This window comes from Paraburkholderia sp. FW306-02-B, assembly GCF_058782725.1.
Window position 1 is genome coordinate 2990784 of the sequence record NZ_JBYSXZ010000001.1, and the last position, 20678, is coordinate 3011461.

Annotated in this window: 17 protein-coding genes and 2 pseudogenes; 8 read left to right on the top strand and 11 right to left on the bottom strand. The window is 63.2% G+C overall.

Features of this window, described 5'->3' with window-relative positions; translation table 11 throughout:
• Positions 1 to 11: 11 nt before the first annotated feature.
• A pseudogene (locus tag AC3WOG_RS13305) lies at positions 12 to 1583 on the top strand (DHA2 family efflux MFS transporter permease subunit); the annotation flags it as partial.
• 106 nt (positions 1584 to 1689) lie between these two features.
• On the opposite strand, the gene truB reads toward AC3WOG_RS13305, so the two are convergent.
• The 5 genes from truB to rimP all read right to left on the bottom strand — a co-directional run bounded on the left by truB (position 1690) and on the right by rimP (position 8235).
• A complete protein-coding gene (gene truB / locus AC3WOG_RS13310) occupies positions 1690 to 2625 on the bottom strand; it encodes a tRNA pseudouridine(55) synthase TruB (protein ID WP_492578438.1) in 936 nt (311 codons plus the stop codon).
• Between the two features lie 67 nt (positions 2626 to 2692).
• Positions 2693 to 3058: a 30S ribosome-binding factor RbfA gene (gene rbfA / locus AC3WOG_RS13315; RefSeq protein ID WP_115109196.1), complete on the bottom strand. Its 366-nt coding sequence runs from the start codon at positions 3056 to 3058 to the stop codon at positions 2693 to 2695.
• Positions 3059 to 3261: 203 nt separating this feature from the next.
• Positions 3262 to 6210: a translation initiation factor IF-2 gene (gene infB / locus AC3WOG_RS13320; protein WP_492578439.1), complete on the bottom strand. Its 2949-nt coding sequence runs from the start codon at positions 6208 to 6210 to the stop codon at positions 3262 to 3264.
• A 94-nt stretch (positions 6211 to 6304) separates the two neighbouring features.
• On the bottom strand, positions 6305 to 7780 hold the full coding sequence (gene nusA, locus AC3WOG_RS13325) for a transcription termination factor NusA (RefSeq protein ID WP_341312467.1): 1476 nt from the start codon (positions 7778 to 7780) through the stop codon (positions 6305 to 6307).
• Positions 7777 to 8235, bottom strand: coding sequence for a ribosome maturation factor RimP (rimP, locus tag AC3WOG_RS13330; RefSeq protein WP_007182297.1), 459 nt, complete (start codon positions 8233 to 8235; stop codon positions 7777 to 7779). The genes nusA and rimP overlap by 4 nt, the downstream gene beginning before the upstream one ends.
• A 184-nt stretch (positions 8236 to 8419) precedes the next feature.
• On the opposite strand from rimP, the gene AC3WOG_RS13335 reads away from it, so the two are divergent.
• Entirely contained in the window at positions 8420 to 8665 is a 246-nt protein-coding gene (locus AC3WOG_RS13335; RefSeq protein ID WP_492578440.1) for a hypothetical protein, read from the top strand.
• 100 nt (positions 8666 to 8765) lie between these two features.
• Here AC3WOG_RS13335 and rluB read toward each other — a convergent pair whose 3' ends face one another.
• From rluB to AC3WOG_RS13355, 4 genes are all read right to left on the bottom strand, one after another.
• The gene (gene rluB / locus AC3WOG_RS13340; protein ID WP_492578441.1) at positions 8766 to 10652 is read right to left on the bottom strand and encodes a 23S rRNA pseudouridine(2605) synthase RluB; all 1887 of its coding nucleotides are present in this window, start codon (positions 10650 to 10652) and stop codon (positions 8766 to 8768) included.
• A gap of 63 nt (positions 10653 to 10715) precedes the next feature.
• Positions 10716 to 11864, bottom strand: a complete 1149-nt coding sequence (gene scpB / locus AC3WOG_RS13345; protein WP_492578442.1) for an SMC-Scp complex subunit ScpB — start codon at positions 11862 to 11864, stop codon at positions 10716 to 10718.
• Positions 11865 to 12201: 337 nt separating this feature from the next.
• Positions 12202 to 13428 carry a pyridoxal phosphate-dependent aminotransferase gene (locus AC3WOG_RS13350; RefSeq protein ID WP_492578443.1) on the bottom strand — a complete coding sequence of 409 codons (1227 nt, stop codon included), beginning with the start codon at positions 13426 to 13428 and terminating at the stop codon, positions 12202 to 12204.
• A 154-nt stretch (positions 13429 to 13582) separates the two neighbouring features.
• A complete protein-coding gene (locus AC3WOG_RS13355) occupies positions 13583 to 14485 on the bottom strand; it encodes a LysR family transcriptional regulator (RefSeq protein WP_492578444.1) in 903 nt (300 codons plus the stop codon).
• Positions 14486 to 14894: 409 nt separating this feature from the next.
• Between AC3WOG_RS13355 and AC3WOG_RS13360 the strand changes: the two are divergent.
• Positions 14895 to 15290: pseudogene (locus AC3WOG_RS13360) on the top strand (transposase); the annotation flags it as partial.
• A gap of 294 nt (positions 15291 to 15584) precedes the next feature.
• Positions 15585 to 15839, top strand: coding sequence for a hypothetical protein (locus AC3WOG_RS13365; RefSeq protein WP_492578445.1), 255 nt, complete (start codon positions 15585 to 15587; stop codon positions 15837 to 15839).
• A 277-nt stretch (positions 15840 to 16116) separates the two neighbouring features.
• Here AC3WOG_RS13365 and AC3WOG_RS13370 read toward each other — a convergent pair whose 3' ends face one another.
• Positions 16117 to 16440: a hypothetical protein gene (locus tag AC3WOG_RS13370; protein ID WP_492578446.1), complete on the bottom strand. Its 324-nt coding sequence runs from the start codon at positions 16438 to 16440 to the stop codon at positions 16117 to 16119.
• Between the two features lie 266 nt (positions 16441 to 16706).
• Here AC3WOG_RS13370 and AC3WOG_RS13375 point away from each other — a divergent pair, with 266 nt between their 5' ends.
• The 3 genes from AC3WOG_RS13375 to AC3WOG_RS13385 all read left to right on the top strand — a co-directional run bounded on the left by AC3WOG_RS13375 (position 16707) and on the right by AC3WOG_RS13385 (position 18432).
• Positions 16707 to 17426 (top strand): YdcF family protein, encoded by a 720-nt coding sequence (locus tag AC3WOG_RS13375; protein WP_492578447.1) that lies wholly within the window; start codon positions 16707 to 16709, stop codon positions 17424 to 17426.
• 245 nt (positions 17427 to 17671) lie between these two features.
• Complete coding sequence (locus AC3WOG_RS13380; protein WP_492578448.1) at positions 17672 to 17917, top strand: hypothetical protein; 246 nt, start codon at positions 17672 to 17674, stop codon at positions 17915 to 17917.
• A 257-nt stretch (positions 17918 to 18174) separates the two neighbouring features.
• Positions 18175 to 18432: a hypothetical protein gene (locus tag AC3WOG_RS13385; RefSeq protein ID WP_007182306.1), complete on the top strand. Its 258-nt coding sequence runs from the start codon at positions 18175 to 18177 to the stop codon at positions 18430 to 18432.
• A gap of 118 nt (positions 18433 to 18550) precedes the next feature.
• Here AC3WOG_RS13385 and AC3WOG_RS13390 read toward each other — a convergent pair whose 3' ends face one another.
• Positions 18551 to 18841, bottom strand: a complete 291-nt coding sequence (locus AC3WOG_RS13390) for a putative quinol monooxygenase (RefSeq protein ID WP_492578449.1) — start codon at positions 18839 to 18841, stop codon at positions 18551 to 18553.
• 536 nt (positions 18842 to 19377) lie between these two features.
• Here AC3WOG_RS13390 and AC3WOG_RS13395 point away from each other — a divergent pair.
• Entirely contained in the window at positions 19378 to 20676 is a 1299-nt protein-coding gene (locus AC3WOG_RS13395; protein WP_492578450.1) for an EAL domain-containing protein, read from the top strand.
• Positions 20677 to 20678: the final 2 nt, after the last annotated feature.

A 20678-nucleotide genomic window follows, 5' to 3' on the forward strand; every position in this document is an offset into this window, starting at 1 on the left:
ATTCATATAAGGCTTTTTTAATGGCTCAGGCTCAGGCGCAACTCCCTCACCCGCCGCTCGAGGGAGCGCAACTGGTGATCGGCACCATCGCGGTGTCGCTCGCCGTGTTCATGAACGTGCTCGACACGTCGATTGCGAACGTGTCGATCCCGTCGATTTCGGGCGATCTCGGTGTGTCGTCCGACCAGGGCACGTGGGTGATCACGTCGTTCGCGGTCGCCAACGCGATCTCCGTGCCGCTGACCGGCTGGCTCACCGACCGGATCGGCCAGGTGCGCCTGTTCATGGCGTCGATCATTCTGTTTGTGATCTCGTCATGGATGTGCGGCCTCGCGCCCACTCTGCCGTTCCTGCTCGCCTCGCGCGTGCTGCAAGGCGCGGTGGCCGGCCCGATGATTCCGCTGTCGCAAACGCTGCTGCTCGCGAGCTATCCGCGCGCCAAGGCGCCGATGGCTTTGTCCATGTGGGCGATGACCACGCTGATTGCGCCGGTGGCCGGGCCGATTCTCGGCGGCTGGATCTCGGACAACATCTCGTGGCCGTGGATTTTCTACGTCAATATCCCGGTCGGTGCGATCGCCGCCGTGGCGACCTGGACAATCTTCCGCAACCGCGATTCGGTCGTCAAAAAGGCGCCGATCGACGGCGTTGGCCTCGGCCTGCTGATCCTCTGGGTGGGCTCGTTGCAGGTGATGCTCGATAAGGGCAAGGACCTCGACTGGTTTTCGTCGACCACCATCGTCGTGCTGGCGCTGGTCGCGGTGATTTCGCTCGCGTTCTTCATCGTATGGGAATTGACGGCCGAGCACCCGGTGGTCGATCTGTCCTTGTTCAGCCGGCGCAATTTCACCGGCGGCACGGTCGCGCTCTCGATCGGCTACGGACTCTATTTCGGCAATCTCGTGTTGCTGCCGCTGTGGCTGCAAACCGACATCGGCTACACCGCAACCGAAGCCGGCCTGGTGATGGCGCCGGTCGGCCTGTTCGCGGTGCTGCTCTCGCCGATTACCGGCAAGGTCTTGCCGCGTACCGATCCGCGCTATATCGCGACCTTGTCGTTCCTCGTGTTCGCGTTGTGCTTCTGGATGCGCTCGCGCTATACGACCGGCGTCGATACTTACTCGCTGCTGCTGCCCACGCTGATTCAAGGCATCGGTATGGCCGGATTCTTCATCCCGCTGGTGTCGATCACGCTGTCGGGTTTGCCGGGCAACCGGATTCCGGCCGCATCTGGCCTGTCGAACTTCGTGCGGATCATGTGCGGCGGGATCGGCACCTCGATCTTCCAGACCGCATGGGATCACCGGACCATCATGCATCACGCGCAACTGGCGGAACAGGCAAACGCATACAACCCGGTGTTCGATCAGTCGATCCGGCAGATGGGTGCGGCAGGGTTCAGCCAACCGCAGGCGTACGGGCTCTTCAACACGATGGCTACGCAGCAGGCCGCGCAGTTGGGCGTGAATGATCTGTTCTTTGTTTCCGCCGGCATCTTCGTCGCGCTGATCGCACTGATCTGGATCACCAAGCCGGAACGCGCGGGCGGTGACGCGGGCGCGGCGGCCGCGGCGGCGCATTGAGTTTTTAGTTTTTAGCTTCAATCCAAGACGCAAGCTGGATGAAAAAAGGCGGGACCGCTCGATAGCGATCCCGCCTTTTTCGTTGTTGCGCACGTTTGCTTGTAGTCTAGCTCGCGGCGGTGACCACCAGCCGCTCCGGTGCCAGCACGCCCTCGCCTTGTTTCGCGACGCCGAGCAAGCGGCCTTCAGCAGCGTACACGCGAACTCGCGGCGCGTTGAGCGCATCGCCGGTAATGCTCAACTCGGAGAGCTTCAACCGCTGACCATGCAGGAACCGGCGCGTCGCGTCTTCATCCAGATGCACGGACGGGAACGTGGACAGCAACGCATCGACCGGTTGCAACCAGACATCTCGCTCGCTTTCCGTCGCATCGGACAACGCGTCGAGCGTCACCGCATGCTCGAGCGTCAGCGCGCCGACGCCGGTGCGCCGTAACGCTACCAGATGCGCGCCGCAACCGAGCGCTTCGCCGATATCCTCGGCCAGCGTTCGCACATACGTCCCCTTGCTGCACGTCACGCGAAACGTCACGTCCGGCAGCGCGCAGGCGAGCAACTCGAGCGCGTGGATCGTCACCTGACGCCCTTCCCGCTCGACCACCTGGCCGGCGCGCGCATATTCGTACAGCGGCTTGCCGTCGCGCTTGAGCGCCGAATACATCGGCGGGACCTGGACGATGTCGCCGAGAAACTTCTCCAAAGCGGCAAGGACGGCCGCCTGATCGCACGTCACATCGCGCGTGTCGATCGTTTCGCCTTCGGCGTCGCCGGTGGTCGTGCGGATACCGAGGCGCATGGTCGCCTCGTAGGTCTTGTCGGCTTCGAGCAGATCCTGCGAAAACTTGGTGGCTTCGCCGAAACACAGCGGCAGCAGACCGGTTGCCAGCGGATCGAGCGTACCGGTATGGCCTGCCTTTTTCGCCAGATAGAGACGCTTCGCGCGAATCAGCGCGTCGTTGCTCGACAGGCCGATCGGCTTGTCGAGCAGCAGCACGCCGTCGAGCGCGCGACGCGGCACGCGGGGGCGTTGAGGTACGGTCATGTCAGAAAGAAGACGGAGTCAAGGTGAACGGTGAGCAGCGCGGAAAACGTCGCGAAACAGTGTGCGATCAGTCTTCTTTCGCGCGATTGGCGTTCGCCTCGTCGATCAGACGCGACATTTCGACCGCACGTTCGATGGTCTTGTCGTAATGGAAATGCAGCGTCGGCACGGTATGGATATGCAGGCGCTTGAACAGCTGATTGTGCAGATGGCCGGCAGCGTGCTGAAGTGCTTCCAGCGTCTGTTGCGGGTCACCCGTCAGTGTCGTGAAATAGACCTTCGCGTGCGCATAGTCCGGCGTCAGTTCGACGCTTTGAATCGTGACGATGCCGATGCGCGGATCCTTGACCTCGCGCAGCAGCTCGGACAGGTCGCGCTGGATCTGATCGGCGATCTGCACGTTGCGATTGGGAGAAGTACGTTTTTTAGGCATGGTGAATTGGTGATCCGTTCTAGCGGATGACAAAGGGTGGTCGCGCGGGCCGCGGCTTGTGTTCTCCGGGCGGCAATGAAGCGGCTAAAACAGCCACGGCAACCGCCACCGCGGGCGCCTTACGCGCCAAACGCGCAGGCTCAAAAACAACGGGCGGAGCGGGCGTTAAAGCCCGCTCCGCCCGTTGAGCCGTGCCGCGTGAATTACAGCGTACGCGCGACTTCGGTGACCTCGAAGACTTCGAACTGATCGCCTTCGACGATATCGTTGAAGTTCTTGATCGACATACCGCACTCGAAGCCCTGACGGACTTCCTTCACGTCGTCCTTGAAGCGCTTGAGCGAATCGAGCTCGCCCGTGAAGATGACGACGTTGTTGCGCAGCACGCGTACCGACGACGAACGCTTGACGAAACCGTCCGTGACCATACAGCCGGCCACCGCGCCGATCTTCGGTACCTTGAAGACCTGACGCACTTCGACCGTACCCGTCACGATCTCGCGCTTCTCCGGTGCCAGCATGCCCGACATTGCCGCCTTCACCTCATCTACTGCGTCATAGATGATGTTGTAGTAGCGAATATCGACGCCGTTGGATTCCGCCAGCTTGCGAGCCTGCGCGTCCGCACGGGTGTTGAAGCCGATGATGACCGCCTTCGAAGCCGTAGCCAGGTTGACGTCGGACTCGCTGATGCCACCCACGGCGCCGTGCACGATCTGCACGCGCACTTCGTCGGTCGACAGCTTGAGCAGCGACTGCACCAAAGCTTCCTGCGAACCCTGCACGTCGGCCTTGACGATGAGCGGCATGTACTGCACTTCGCCTTCGCCCATCTGTTCCAGCATGTTCTCAAGCTTCGCGGCCTGTTGCTTGGCAAGCTTGACGTCGCGGAACTTGCCTTGACGGAACAGCGCGACTTCACGCGCCTTGCGGTCGTCCGGCATGACGATCATTTCTTCGCCTGCCTGCGGCACTTCCGACAGGCCCTGGATTTCGACCGGGATCGACGGACCCGCCGACTTGGTCGGCTTGCCGGTTTCGTCGAGCATGGCTCGCACACGGCCGTACGCGCTACCCGCCAGCACCACGTCACCACGGTTGAGCGTACCCGACTGGACCAGGATCGTTGCAACCGGACCCTTACCCTTGTCGAGCTTCGCTTCAATGACGAGGCCCTTGGCCGGCGCTTCGACCGGTGCCTTGAGTTCCAGCACTTCGGCTTGCAGCAGCACGTTTTCGAGCAGGTCGTCGATGCCCGCGCCGGTCTTTGCCGACACCGACACGAACGGCGAATCGCCACCGTATTCTTCCGGCACGACGCCTTCCGCGACCAGTTCCTGCTTCACGCGCTCCGGATTCGCATCCGGCTTGTCGATCTTGTTGATCGCGACGACGAGCGGCACGCCACCTGCCTTCGCATGGGCAATCGCTTCCTTCGTTTGCGGCATCACGCCGTCGTCGGCTGCGACCACCAGAATCACGATGTCGGTCGCTTTCGCACCGCGAGCACGCATGGCCGTGAACGCTTCGTGGCCCGGCGTATCGAGGAACGTGATGACGCCGCGCGGCGTTTCGACGTGATACGCGCCGATGTGCTGCGTAATCCCGCCCGCTTCACCCGCTGCGACCTTGGCGCGGCGAATGTAGTCGAGCAACGAGGTCTTGCCGTGGTCGACGTGACCCATCACGGTCACGACCGGCGGACGCGGCAGTGCTTCTGCGTCGGAGATTTCGCCTTCGACCAGCATCGCTTCCGGATCGTCCAGCTTGGCCGCAACCGCGTGGTGGCCCAGTTCCTCGACGATGATCATCGCCGTTTCCTGGTCCAGCATCTGGTTGATCGTGACCATCTGGCCGAGCTTCATCATCGACTTGATGACTTCCGAGGCCTTCACCGCCATCTTGTGCGCCAGATCGGCGACCGTGATGGTTTCCGGCACGTGCACTTCGCGCACGATCGGTTCAGTCGGCGCCTGGAACGTGGTGTTCTGATCCTGATGCTTGCCGCGACCCTTCGGGCCACCGCGCCAGCCACGATCGACACCGCCACTCGTATCGCCGCGCGTCTTGATGCCGCGGCGCTTCGCTGCGTCGTCCTGCCAGCCGCCCTTGCCGGCGCCCGGCTTCTTCTTGTCGCCAGCCGGCGGCGTGGTCGTAGCAGCCGGAGCCGCAGTAGCCGGCTTCTTGGCTGCCGGACGCGCCGGTGCTTCGCCTGCCGGACGCGCCGGCTTGTGCAGCGTGCCCTTGGCTTCCACGGCCTTGGCCGGCTCAGCGGGCTTCGGTGCCGGTTCCGGCGCCTTGACCTGCGCCTTGCGCGGCGTGTTCATCATTTCGCGAATCGCGCGCGCTTCGGCTTCTGCCGCCGCACGGCGCTTGCTGATCTCTTCCTGCTCGGCGCGCGTCTTTTCAGCCGCCTGACGCGCTGCGTCTTCCGCTTTCTTCGCCGCTTCGCGTTGAGCGGCGCGCTCTGCCGCAGCGCGCTCGTCGTCCTGCTCCGCCACCGGCTCCGCGGCCCTGGCAGCGACCGGCTCAGCCTTCGCGGCGGCCGGCTGTGCAGTAGCTTGCACCGCTTGAGCCTTCTCGCGAGCAGCCGCTTCGGCCGCCGCAGCAGCGCGCTTCTTCGCCGCTTCTTCTTCCGCACGGCGACGCTCGGCTTCGGCAGCCTGCTCGCGCGCCTGACGTTCGGCTTCTTCGCGTTCGAGTTGTTCCTGACGCGCCTTCAGCTCCTGAGCCTGCTTTTCGAGCAGCTCGGCTTCGTGACGGGCTTCCTCTTCACGACGCTGGAGTTCGAGGTCGTCTACGTCGGCCTCGGCCACATGAATCGATGCTTCCGCGCCTTCAGCGGCGGATTCGTCGCGGCGGACGAAAGTGCGCTTCTTGCGCACCTCGACCTGAATGGTGCGAGCTTTGCCCGTCGCGTCGGATTGCTTGATCTCCGACGTATGCCGTTTCGTCAGCGTGATCTTGCGCTTGTCCGCATCAGTCGAGCCGTGAGACTTGCGCAAGTGGTCGAGCAGACGCGCCTTGTCCGTTTCGGACAAGCTGTCGTCTTCGCTCGCTTTTGTGACGCCCGCCGCCTGCAGCTGCTCGAGCAGCACGCCTGCAGGCATTTTCAGTTCCGCGGCAAATTGGGCTACGTTGTTACTCGCCATTCATTCCTCTTAATGCAAGGACCGATTCCTTGCGGTTAGCATCGGGTCATGCGGCCTGACGGCCGCGTTCAATTTAGTGCGCCATGGTCATTTCTCACTGGAACCAGTGTTCACGTGCTTTCATGATCAACGCCTTAGCGGCATCCTCTTCCATTCCGGTCATCTCGACCAGTTCATCCACAGCCAGTTCGGCGAGTTCGTCGCGCGTCTGGATCTGATGTTCGGCAAGCTTGGCGAGCAGGTCGGCGTCCATGCCTTCCAGGCTCTTCAGGTCGAGGGCAACATTCTCGACCTTTTCTTCATTCGCGATCGCCAACGTCAGCAACGCATCGCGCGAGCGATTACGCAGTTCGTGAACGGTGTCTTCGTCGAATGCTTCGATTTCGAGCATCTCGTTGAGCGGCACATAAGCGATCTCTTCGAGGCTCGTGAAGCCTTCGTCGATCAGGATGTCGGCGACTTCTTCGTCGACATCGAGACGCGCCATGAACAGGTCACGCAGTACGCCACGTTCCTGATTCTGCTTTTGCGCAGATTCGTCCGGCGTCATGATGTTGATCTGCCAGCCGGTGAGTTCGCTGGCAAGACGCACGTTCTGGCCGCTGCGGCCGATCGCGACCGCCAGTTCGTTTTCGTCTACAACGACGTCCATCGAATGCTTTTCTTCATCGACGACAATCGACTGGACGGCTGCCGGCGCGAGCGCGCCGATCACAAACTGAGCGGGATCTTCCGACCATAGCACGATGTCGACGTTTTCGCCACCGAGCTCGTTACGCACGGCCTGCACGCGCGAACCGCGAATGCCGACGCAGGTGCCGATCGGATCGATGCGCTTGTCGTAAGCGACCACGCCGATCTTGGCGCGTACACCCGGATCGCGCGCCGCCGCCTTGATTTCCAGCAGGCCCTGTTCGATTTCCGGCACTTCCATTTCGAACAGCTTCATCAGAAATTCGGGCGCCGTACGCGACAGCTCGATCTGCGGACCGCGCGCGGTGCGATCGACCTTCGCGATATAGGCGCGCACACGGTCGCCCACGCGCAGGTTTTCCTTCGGAATCAGCTGGTCGCGGCGCAGCAGTGCTTCGACACGGCCGGTTTCGACGATGAAGTTACCCTTGTCCAGACGCTTGACCGAGCCGGTCATGATGTGCTCGCCGCGCTCGAGGAAGTCGTTCAGAATCTGTTCGCGTTCGGCGTCGCGCACCTTCTGCAGGATCACCTGCTTGGCAGCCTGCGCGCCGATACGGCCGAATTCGATCGACGGCACCGGTTCCTCGATGTATTCGTCGAGCTGAATTTCCGGCTTCTGTTCACGTGCTTCGAACAGCAGGATTTCCTGATCCGGCTCCTGCAAACCGGCTTCGTCCGGCACCACGCGCCAGCGGCGAAACGTTTCGTGTTCGCCGCTTTCACGGTCGATCTGGACGCGGATGTCCGCGTCTTCTTCGAAGAGTTTCTTGGAGGCCGAAGCGAGGGCCGCCTCGAGCGCGGCAAATACCACGTCTTTATCGACGTTCTTCTCGCGTGCCAGCGCATCCACCAGCATCAACACTTCGCGACTCATTGTTTGCGGCTCCTAAAGTCAACTTTCGGAACGAGGCGTGCTTTATCCATGTCCGCGAGCGTGAAATCAAGCATCGCGGCGCCTTCCTTCCCTTCAAATTCCAGACCGATCGTCTCGCCTTGCGGAGCATGCAGAATGCCCCGGTACGATTTCCGTCCGTCCAATGGCTTTTTCAATGTGATTACCACTTCGCTGCCTGCGAAGCGTTCGAAATCCGCCAGTTTCTTCAGCGGGCGGTCGAGACCCGGCGACGACACTTCAAGCCGCTCGTAATCGATATTTTCGACCGTCAGAACGTGCTGGAGCTGACGCGTGACTTTCTCGCAGTCTTCGATCGCGATGCCGGCCGGCTGGTCGATATAAATACACAACATGCCGCGCCCGGTGCGCTCGAGATCGACGAGCTCGTAGCCGAGTCCCACGACCGTGGTTTCAATCAGTTCCGTCAGTTGCACAGTGCCCTCTAAGATGTTCGCGCGGCGAGCCTGCCGCTTGTTTGCAAACAACCAATGCGGGCCGCGCGCCAAGCCGGCGCACGTTCGTGCTACCCGAGATGCCGAACCACGATGAACCGAGCGGCAAAAAAAAATGGGCTAAACGCCCATCATCTTATTGCCGGTGGTCGCACCTGAGCCGCACATGAAAAGCCGCACGCCCAGCGACTCTGCGATTGTAGCCATTTTTCGGGACAAACGCAAACCGCAGAACGCCGCGCGAAGCGCATTTCCGCTTGATTTCATGGCAATCTTTCGACGCTATGCCAACGATATGGCGGCAGCCCCACCTTTTTGCAAGGTGGCTCGCACCGCTCATCTGCGGCGGCCGATGAATCTTGCGAGAAAATCTGCCCCTATTTATGCACAGGCCGCTGTATTCATGCGTTAGATGAAACCTGCGGCGCTCGTCGATCGATTCTCACGGCGGCCTGGCGTGATCGCTAAAGACGAACGACCGCGCCGGCTACCTTGCCTGCTACGACTTTGACTTAACGGCCACGCGAGCGGCCGCGCGGCGCGCCGCTACCACGATTGGCGCCGCCCGCATTGGCGTTGCCGCCGCCTGCACGGTTGGCGTTGCCGCCGCGATTACCGCCCGGTCCGCGGTTGCCGCCGCCGCTGCCCGGATTGGCGCCACTGCCACCGGCGCGCTTACCGCCGCTCGCGGCGCGATTGCCATTGCCCGACGGCGCGCGATTGCCGTCGACATCACGGCCGCCACGCGGACCGCCCGCGCCGCCACCCATCGGCCCGGCGAAACCACCGCCAGCGCTGCGGCCAGCACCGCGATTACCGTAGCCGCCACCGAAACCTGACCCAGAGCCCGCGCCGCCGCCGAAGCCGCCGCCCGCCGCACCGCGCCGGCCTTGGCTACGCGGTTGCTGCTGGTCGAAACGGCCATGCGACATCAGTACCGGCTCGCGGCTGATGAAGCCCATTGACGTTTGCATCGGATCCGGCTGCTTGCGCTCCGGCGCCGAGCTGCGGCTGCCGCGTTCTTCCGTCGGCGCCTTCAGGCCGACCGACGCCATCAGCGCGCGCACCTGGTTGTCTTCGAGTTCTTCCCAGCGGCCGCGCTTCAAACCCTTCGGCAGCGAAATCGGACCGTGACGCGTGCGGATCAGGCGGCTGACCATCAGGCCGGCCGCTTCGAACATGCGGCGCACTTCGCGGTTACGCCCTTCGGCGAGCGCGACGTGATACCAGTGATTGGTGCCTTCGCCGCCGCCATCGCGAATGCGCAGGAAATTCGCCGGACCGTCTTCCAGCTCGACGCCGTGCAACAGCTTCTGACGCATCCCTTCAGCCAGCTCGCCGACCACGCGCACCGCATATTCACGCTCCACGCTATAACGCGGATGCATGAAACGGTTCGCCAGATCGCCCGACGTGGTCAGCATCAGCAGACCTTCCGTATTGAAGTCGAGGCGGCCGACCGCGAGCCACTTGGCGGTCTTCATGGGCGGCAGCTTGTCGAACACGGACGGACGGCCTTCCGGATCGGCATGGCTGACGATTTCGCCCGTCGGTTTGTGGTACAGCAGCACGCGCGGCGGCTTGTTGGCCAGCTTGCGCTTGACCGGCTTGCCGTTGATGCGGACCTGGTCGGTCGGCATGATGCGCTGGCCGATATGGGCCGGCTCGCCGTTCACCGACACCCGCCCGGCCACGATCAGCTCTTCCATATCGCGGCGCGAGCCCATGCCGGCTTCGGCCAGCACCTTATGCAGCTTCGGCGCGTCATCGTCCGCTGCCAGCACGCGCTTGGGCGCGGCCGGCTTGCCACGGCGCAGCATCGGGGCGCGCACGCCGCCGGTGGTGCTGTTGTCCGCATCGAAGGCGGGCGATGTGACGTACGAAAACAGATCGTCCTGACCCGCTTCAGATGCCGCAGCCGCCGCCGGCGCTTCGCCGCCGCGGCGGTGGTTCTGACGCTGACCGCCTTCGCGCGCTTGACGCTCGCGAGGAACGCCTTCGCGCTGACCTTCACGAGGAGCACCTTCGCGTTGCCCCTCACGAGATGCGCCCTCGCGCTTGGCGCCGCCCGCGTTGCGGCGCGGTCCCTGGCCCTTGGCGCCCGCATCCTTGCGCGGCATGCGCACCTGCGCGACCACCTCGCCGTCCGGCGGCGCTTCGGTGACGACCGGCGCGCCTTCGGCGCCTTTCGTCTTCGCGCCGGCGCGGCGCCGCGCGATCAGGCTACGCGGCCCGCGACGCAGGCCACGGCGCGGACGGTCTTCACCGTCTGCTTCCGTGGTCTGCGCCGGGCGCTCGCCCTCGCCTGCCGACGCTTGCGTGGTGCGCGCTTCGTCGGCGCGAGCCGACGGCACGGCGCGCTCGGATTCGGACGAATCGGTGTCGTGGGTATGTGTCAAAACAACCTCAAAATGTCAGGTCGCGCGCGCCCGTTGCGGGCACGGCAAAAAAGTTCGGTTACGTCAGGCGCTGCGCGACTCGGGTTCGTCGTCGGTTAGAACGCCTGCGTCCTGTGCGGCATCGCGGCGACCCTCAGGATCGCCGTGCGCCGCTGTGGTCGGGTTCGGCTCGGCGGCGTGCTCCGTATCGCGGAGTACGCCCGAGTCGTGCGCGGGTATTGCCGGATCGGCCTGGGAGACCGGATCGTGATTCAATGCAGGCTCGGCGCCGCCGGCTTGCGATTCAACGTGTGCCGCTTCTACAACATGTTCGTGCGCCGCCGGTGTGGCTGCGGTGTCCGCAGCGCTGTCGGCTGATTTTGCCGGCTCGGCATGCTGCGGCCGATGGAGCGGCGCTTGACGCTCCTCAGTGATTTCCTCTCCTGCTGCCGCATCTGCTTCGACATGGCCGCCATCGCCGTGACTCGCTGAGTCCACGGATTCAGTCTGCAGCGTCTCCCCTGCTGATTGCGAGGCATCCTGTTCCGCACCATTCACAGCCGCGCCAAAGGATTCGGCCGCAACCGCCTCGGCTTCGACTGCGGCAGATTCCGCATCCGCTTCGAGCGCAACCGCCTCGCCCGAGTCCTGCGCCTGCGCGGCTTCAGCATCGGCGAACTCGATCGCGTGCTGCCCGAGCAGATCCGCATTCAGCTGCGCCGACGGATCGGCAAGCGGAGGCAATTCGTCGAGCGCCCTCAGCCCAAGGTCGTCGAGAAACTGCCGCGTGGTCGCGTACAGCGCCGGACGGCCCGGCACATCACGATGGCCGATCACTTCGATCCAGCCCCGATCCTCGAGCTGCTTGACAACCTGCGTATTCACCGTGACGCCGCGAATCTCTTCGATATCGCCGCGTGTCACCGGTTGCCGGTACGCAATGATCGCGAGCGTCTCGAGCACCGCGCGCGAATATTTCGGCGGTTTCTCGGGATGCAAACGATCCAGGTACGAACGCATCGCGGGCTTGCTTTGAAACCGCCAGCCCGAGGCCAGCCCGACCAACTCCACACCGCGCCCAGACCAATCCTGCTTGAGGTCTTCGAGCAAAGTCCGAACGGTGTCTGCCGACACGCCGTCGGCAAAGAGCTTGCGCAGTTCGCCGAGCTTTAACGGCTCCTGCGCGCAGATCAAAGCAGTCTCGAGGACGATCTTCGCCTCTTGGGTATTCATGCAGCCAGGTCGACCTTATGAGTTAGGGTCAAAGAACCGGATCAAACAGACGATGTGGAACTGAAGACGCGCTCGCCCGATTCTGATCGGTCATATTGATGGGAGCACGCACCGGGGGGAGGCGAAACAGGCAATCGAGCCAAACCCAGCCGGACGGAGCAGCGAAATTCCTGAAAGGAATCGCGTGACTGAGCGCCATATTACGCAAAAACAATCGGTGCGTAAAGACGAAATCCCCGGCGCATTTTCCGCGTATGCCTCGGCCCACCTGCTTTATTGCCGAAACGGGCGGAAATGGACAGGCAACCCGCCCCGCTCCCCGCTTCACCGCCAACGCTCAATGCGGCGCGCCGTGCTGTGCCAGAAAACGCTTCAGACGCTCGACGCCCACGTCCAGCCGCGCCGTGTCGCAGGCATAGCACCAGCGCACGAAACCTTCGCCCTGCGGACCGAACGCGCTGCCGGGCGCTACGCCTAGACCCACTTCCCGCACCAGCGCCTTGCACAACTCGAGACTGCGCGAGGCCCCCGGCATGGAGAAAAACAGATACATCGCACCCGGCGGCGCCTTCACGTCGACGCCCGGCACGGCGGACAGCGCCTGCACCAGATGGTCGCGCGACGCCTTCAGGTCGCGCACCAGTTCCTGCGTGAAGCGCTCGCCCTGCTGGACGGCCGCGATGCCCGCCTGCTGGACGAAAGCGGGCGCGCACGAGGTATTGTATTCGACCAGCTTGGCCAGATCGTCCATCAGCGCGGCCGGCGCGACAATCCAGCCAAGCCGCCAGCCGGTCATCAGCCATGCTTTCGAGAACGAGTTTACGCAGATCACGCGCTCGTCGCGCGCGGCCAGATCGAGAAACGAAGGCGCGGTGCCTGACCGGGCGCCGCTGGCGTCAATGCCGACGTCCTCATAGTAAAGGCGCTCGTAGACTTCGTCGGCGACGATCCAGATGCCGTGGCGCCGGCAGTGCGCCAGCACGGCGCGCTGCTCGTCGCGGCTCATCACCCAGCCGGTCGGATTGTTCGGCGAGTTGACGAGCAACATCTTTGTGTCCGGCGTGAGGACCCCCAGCAATTGCTCGAGATCGAGTTGCCAGCCGTGCTCGCCATAACCGAGCGCGACCGTTTCGACATGCGCGCCGAGAATCTTCGGGATCTCGACCAGGTTGGGCCACAACGGCGTCACCGCGACGACGCGGTCGCCCGCGCCCACCACCAGTTGTGCGGCCAGCATCAGCGCGTTGACGCCCGCGCTCGTCACCGCGACGTTATCGGGCGCAGTCGGCCCGTGCAGTTCGCTGACGTAGTCAGCGAGCGCGGCACGCAACGGCGCGATGCCCAGGTTATGCGTATAGAAGGTTGCACCGGCGGCCAACGCGGCACCGGCGGCGTCGCGGATGAAGGACGGCGTCACCCGGTCGGACTCGCCGAACCAGAACGGCAGCACGTCTGCCACGCCGAAACCGGCGTTGGCGACTTCACGGATCTGCGAAGGACGCAGTGCGCGCACGGCATCGCGCGCGTTCGGGACGGATGGCACAGGCAGATCCGATTCGCTCATCGAGACTTCCACACGGGTGACGGGTAAAGGTTGAGGTTCAGGAAAGGCGACAGTTTAGCGCGGCGCCTGTTTAAGGGGACGGCGAAGTCGTCAAACCAGCAGGCGCAGCGGAGCCCCTGGCAACAGCAACCGCGCGCCCGCGCTGATCCGTACGTCAGTCCAGATCCTCTGCCCGCGCCGGCAATTGCCGGATCAAGCCCCACACCGCCTCCGCCGCCGGCGACAGCGACCGGTCGCGCCGCCGCACCAATTCGACCGTGCGCTCGGCGCGCGGCACCAGTGGCCGCGCCACCAGCGAAGCCCCCGCCGGCAAAGGCAACGCCAGCCACGGCAGCACGCTCACGCCGACGCCCGCTTCGACCAGCCCAAACACGGTCGCGGAATGCCCCAACTCCTGCACCACCGTGGCGCTCACGCCGTACTCCTGCATCACTGCGTCGATGATCGGGCGGCTGCCCGACGCGTAATCGAGCATGACGAGTTGCTGACCATCCAGGTCCGTCCACGCCACCTGCTCTTCGGCCGCCAGCGGGTGGTCGTCGCGCGACACGACGCAGAACGAATCCGTCATCAACGATTCGCTGACGAGGTCGTCGGCGGAAAACGGGCCGATGATGACGCCGAAATCGACTTCGCCCGACTTGACCTTGCGCACCACGTCACTTTGCACGTCGTCGCGCAAACCCAACGCGATGAACGGGAATTGCCGGCCGCACGACGCCACCACGCCCGGCATCAGCCGGCAGGCCACCGTCGGGCTGGCCGCGACCACCACGCGTCCGCGCCGCTGCTCGCCGATTTCGCGAATCTCGCGCAGCGCGTCATCCAGATCCGTCAGCAGCCGCGACACGCTCGACACCAGATTGCCGCCGACGTCGGTGAGCTGCACCTCACGCGTGGTGCGGTCGATCAGCTTGAGGCCGATTTCGCCCTCCAGTTCGCGCACACAGCGGCTGACCGCCGATTGCGTCAGGCCGATCTCATCGCCCGCGCGACTGAAGCTCTGCAAACGGGCGACCTCGATGAAAACCCTTAGCTGGCGCAGCGTCACATTCATTTACCGACCTCATCAATAACATCGTTTGATGCGCATTGTATGGCGAAATGTCGCACAGAAGCCGTGCTGGATTATGTCGCCGCATTGCAGCAATAAGGCGCAAACGCACGCTGGCCGGGCTTGATTGCACAAGATTGGTGATTGTCCCGATTTGCGAGATGGGTTTTTTGGATTCTTATACGCCCCTAGCTAGCGCCCGCGCTGGCCCGCTGTTACGGGGCTTTCAGGCAGTTGGACTTAACTTGGCACACTTCCTGCATTTACATGCACACAGGGTCGGCGCCATGACATCTGACTGCATAGCAGACCGTGGCAAGCCCGACCCCCCTTGGCACTCGCCTATCGAGTGCATGGAGAGTGCGCGGCGCGGGGCAGCGCACCGGAGTTAGCTTCGCTGAGGTGAAACATGATGCTGTTCGACGATTTGAGAGACAACGAGTGGGCGCTGGTCGAGGCGTTGTTCTGTGCGGAGCCAGCACGGAGTGAACGACGCGGTCGACCACGTGTGGAAGCGCGCGCGGTTGTCAACGCTGTGCTTTGGGTGCTGTCGACGGGCGAAGGCTGGTCCAAGCTGCCCGGCCGGTATCCGTCGCCGCCGACTTGCCGCCGCCGCTTCGACGAGTGGCAAGCCGATGGTACGCTCGCCGAAATAGTTAAGCGACTCGGCACGAGCGGCCGCGAAATTTCGCTGCGCGGACGCATTGGCGCGACCGCTGCGAAACCGCCGGCACCGCCGAGCCGCGACCGTCTGCGCGGCGCATTCTGGACCAATCCGGAATCGTGGCGCGCGCCGGTCAAGATGGCCTGACGCGAATTGTTTTGCCGCCGGGCGCCTGCGGGCGCCCGGCGTGTATCCAGGCCGCCACGCGTTCACACGCTCGACCGGCCTGTCATGGGCACCGCTCCCCGGCGCGCCCATCGTAGTCGTCCGCTTCAGCTTCCCCGCGTTTGCCGTCGTGCGGTTTCAGATGCCTGAAGCCGCACGAATGTTGCGGGTGAAACATCCATTTACTATTACTTACAGCGTGCTTTCGCTACTCGGCATACCGTATGGATATGCAAACAGGCCTTGAGTCGATCGGCTTGACGGGAGCTCAGCATGAAACCAATGTCACTGCTTCTGTGCGGCATTGTCGTTTCATCAATGGCCGCACCGGCGCTCGCACAGCAGCGCCCACAAGGGTGGAACTGGCGGCCGGATCACACGGCCTCCGTTGACACCTCGCAACAAAGCGAAACGCGCAACCGCGGCTTCACGCCGCCGGCGCCGCGAGGCGATTTGCGCGGCGATATCGCAAGCAATGTCCGCACACGACCGGAGCCGCCACGCGAAGATCCGACGCGACGCCGCTAGACGCAGGCGTTTCATGCGTCAGACGTCGTGATGATAGTGCGCTGTAGTACGAATTAAGCGATCGGGGGAACCACCTGGCGCTTCACCAGTCTCATTCAATGCCATAAGCACAGCGTGGCAGTAGTAATTCCGGTACGCCCGTATCCTCGCGATACGGGCTTTTTTTTCGCCAGAACAGGAGGGACGGCACGCGTCGTGCCCGCGAAACAGCAGAGAATAAAACTGCCGCCGGCCGCGTCATGCGGCCGGGGAAACAGTGCAAGCCCGCTCAGCGACCCTAAGGTCTGACTTCGAGAGCGGCTGTTGGGCGCGTGTCGGCTGTCGCGACGACGTAGTCGTTCATCCGCTGCGCAGCCCAACTCAGCAGGCGTTCGGCGTGCTCGAGTCGCGCGAACTCGGCCCTGCCCCGCTCGGTCAGCACGGCAATATCGACAGGGGCATGAAAACCCGGAGCAGGCGCGACCGTGCGCTGTCGGACCGTGTCCATCAAGCCCAGCGCCCGAAGATGTTGGAAGACGCCCGGCCGTCTGGCCCATGGCACCTGGCGATATTGCGCCCGCCGCAGCGCTTCAAGTACCGCTTCGTTGGAATACGTGGTCATCTCACTTCTTTCTTAAAGTGCAGCTATGACACATCTTTGCCCAACACGTCACCGCGCCACCAGTGATGCGCATAGCATCCGCTTATGGCTGAAAACCGGCTGCATGCGATGCATGCTAGCTCCCGCCAAATGCTGCTTGGTCTTGTTTTTCAGGATCCCCGTCTCAACGCATGATAGCGTTCTGTCCACAAGCCGACGATGCAACCGCTGCGGCGCGATAGCAAGCCAGTGGATTGTCCCGAAAGTCATACGTTACCCCATTTAAATTGATTCTATTCACTTTATTAGCGCTTTTTTTTGCAGCAATCGTGCTATGGAAACGCGCCCGCCGACACCTTGCCGTTTGCACAATCACCCTGTTCTGGCTGCTCGCCGCCGGCTGGCTGACTGCTCCGTTGCTCGAGCTGGCACAGCCGCATCGGCAGACGGACGCACCCGCGAGGTTCGCGCCGCGCACGGCAATCATCATGCTGGGCGGCGGCACCGAATACGACGACGAAGACGTGCTGGTTCCGCCGCGCGACGTGCTTGCGCGCATCGCCGTAAGCGCTGACAACTACGCCGCGTGCAAACGCACGGCAACGACGTGCGAGGTGATCGTGAGCGGTGGCAATCCACAGCGGCATCGAGCGACCGAAGCCGATACTTACCTGCCCTACCTGCTGCGCAAACAGGTGCCGCGCGCGGATATCGTGCTGGAAAACCGCAGCCGCACGACTTACGAAAACGCGCGCAACGTATCGGCTATCGTCGAACGCGCACGCTACGGTTCGTTGATACTCGTCACCTCCGCGTATCAGATGCCTCGCGCGTTGCTCGACTTCCAGCGCTTCGGGCTCGCGCCGCAACCGCTGATCTCCAGTGCGCGGCACGCACGTCTCGGTCTACTGCCGCACTATGACAACCTTGTGAACGCAGAGATCGCGCTGCACGAACTCATTGGAATTGCGCAATTTCACGTCTATCGTGCAATCGGCTGGTTCTGAATGACCGCTGCAACGGGAACGTTATTTATTTAGAGATGCGAATATTTTTCAGCGTCGGCGATACGCGATCGAGTTATATGGAATCTCGTGACCGGTATTGGCTGCGGGCTGAAAGTAACAAGGTGTAACGAATTGTCATCGCCGTTACAAAATGTCCGCTGGAGCGGATATTGCTCGCTAGAATGCATTGTCTTTCCGATTGGACAGGCAAGTACTCGGGTCCACAACCACTCTACGGAGGTAACATGAAGAAAGTGTCCCTGGCGATCCTGGTTTCCCTCAGCGCCGTAACGGGCGCGGCTTATGCGCAGGACAACGGCGTCACGATGAGCACCGATCCGGCCAAGGCCGCCGACGTCGAACAGCGTGCGCAAGATTTGCAAAACCGGCAACAGGCAATGGAAAGCGCACCGGCCATGCCGGCCAAACAACACAAGATGGCCCCGCATCATCATAAGAAGGCCGCCAAGGCCGACGCCGCGAGTTCGTAACGTAGTTGACCGCGTCACCTGCGGCCTCGCCGCGAAGGTGAAAAGCCGAAGCCGGCACCGCCGGTTTCGGCTTTTTTGTTGTCTAATGGACTTGGCAGTGTTCGATGCGTGGCGCGCCGGCCGGGGCCTCGTTGAAGAAGGGCTGCCGGTGCGTCACACACCCCTGCGCACGGCGGACGGTATGCTAAAGTCGCGCACCGACCGGAAGCCCAGCCGGAATCCCCCCAACCCGTGCGCACCTTGGTGCGGAGGACAGCATGAGCAACATCCAGCTAGATATCGAATGGACTGAAGCAGCATCCCGCAAAATCGAAAAACTGATGCCGCGCGGCGGTCAGGAAGCGTTCCTCGCGCTGCCGCCCGTCGAGTGCCTGCCGATGGAAGGTGACGTGCTGTTTCTCGGCCCGGACGGCAAGCAGCAACCGTTCATCGTCGCCGAGCGCCAATATCATCACGATGGCGACGCCGACTGGACCATCATCCTGATTCTCGACGTCCCGCAAGCAACTCACTAAAAGCAAACGGCGAGCGACGCACAGACCAGATCTGGCCAGCCAGCCCGCTCGCCGTTACCGGGCGGTTCACATCCCGCTGAACCGCCTTTCAGCCGCTTTGCACTCCGCTTTACTCTCTCTACGCAATCTTCGACACAACGCGAATTTCCGCGTGTTCGACCCAATCCGCAACCGTTTTCCTGTAAGCCGCGATGTGCGCGGATCTGGCATGCGCGGCCAACGCTTCCTGGCTTTCCCAACGCTCGACAAACACGAACCGGCGCGGCTCCTGCACGTCGCGATGCAGGTCGTATTGAAGCGCGCCCTGCTCTTTGCGCGTCGGCCCGACGATACCCTCGAGCGCCTCACGCAATTGCTCTTCATAGCCCGGCTTTGCCACCGAGATTGCGACCACCGCGATTTCCGCCATGCTTGATCTCCGTTTCACGAAAAGCAGCAGCATACCCGCCGCCCGGCAAACGTGCAGGCGGCCAAAGACCTGCCGTCCGCTAAACGTCTGAGCACCGTCCTCACCTGGAGTTTGGCGGGCATCCGCTTGCCGCCCTGTTACGCTGGGCCTCATACATTTGACTCATACATTTGACTCATACGCTTGATTCATGGGCTCGGCTCATGGGCTCAGATGCGCCAGGCAAACGCCTGCGAAGCGCTCGCAGACGCCCGCGCAGCCGTGCCTAACCCGCGCGCCGGTGGCTGGTTTGCCGCGAATCGGCCATTGCCCGCGTCTGTGATAACCCGCACATTCATGCGAAGTGCGAACTGTTAGACTGGTTTGACTAATCCGCCGGAGTCCAGCATGGCTGGCATCGCTCTCCGCGTTCCCGGGCCTTCCCCGCATCACCCTGCCAACGCTTGGGCTGTGCATCCGTTGCGCGCAAAATCTGCTTGTGCGCCCCATCACCCGCTTGCTGTGATGTCCTTATGCCCGCTCTCATGCCCGCCCTTATGCCAACCGTCAGTGAATTGACCCTGAGCGGCCTGCTCCCGCATCTGGTCCGGGACGAGTCCGGCTGGACCGCGACATGGCGCGCGCTGACCTTGCACAGCGTGTTCCAGCCGGTGCTGTCGGTGACGCATCAATGCGTGGTCGGCTATGAGGGACTGCTGCGCGCATTCGATCCGGTCGGCTTGCCGGTGTCGCCGGAGGTGCTGTTTTCCGGTACCCGCTCGGCCGCCGAGGCCCGCGAACTCGACCGCATCGCGCGCTGCCTGCATGTGGCGAATTTCATGGAGCAAGGCATCGAGACCGGTTGGCTATTTCTGAATACGCGTCCACAGGTGTTCGAAACCGGCTGGCCGCAGCGTATCTTCATCGACGAGCTTTCGGCGCACTTCGGCCTGCCGCAGGAGCGCATCGTGATCGAAGTGCTCGAACAGCCGGCCGACGACGAATCCGCCGTCGCGAGTATGCTCGCCGCCTCGCAGCCGCGTGACTTCCTGATCGCGATCGACGACTTCGGCACCGGCTTTTCGAACTTCGACCGCGTGTGGCGCTTCCGCCCCGACATCGTCAAACTCGACCGCTCGCTGGTAGCGCGCGCCGGCAAGCGCGAAGGCGACGACTCGATGATCGGCCACCTGATCGCGATGCTGCATCAGTCCGGCACGCTGGTGCTGGCCGAAGGCGTCGAAACCGACGAAGAACTGATGATCCTGATGCAGGCCGACGTCGATTTTGTGCAGGGTTTCTGGCTCGGCCAGCCGAAGGGCTCGGTGCAGGCAGCGTGCGCGAAGGTGCCCGCGCTGATCGAATCGATGTGGAGCAAGTTCGCCGATTACGAGCGCACCCATGCCAGCCACCAGCGGCTCGGCTTCGAAGGTTTCGCCGAAGCGGTGCTGGCCGCCGCCGACGCGTTCAAAGCGACCGGCGATCTGCGCCAGGCAGCGCAAAATATCTGGCATTTGCGCGAGGCGCGCCGGGTGTTCGTCACCGACGCTCAGGGCGAACAGACTCAGCCATCGGTAACGGCCGCCTCGGTGCCGCCGCCACCGCTGCGGCTCGCGCCGCTCTACACCGATACGCGCAGCAACTGGTCGCGGCGTGCCTATTTCAAGCACGCTTTGGCCGCGCCAGGACGCGTCGCGATGATGGGTCCGCACTATTCGCTGGCCGACGGCGAGGACTGTTATACCGCCGCGATCGCGTTCGAGCGCGACGGCGACACCCACGTGCTTTGCGTCGACTTCGTGCCGACATCCTCGCCGAACGGCACGCGCTCCGCAGGCCGGGGCGGCAAGCGCTAAGC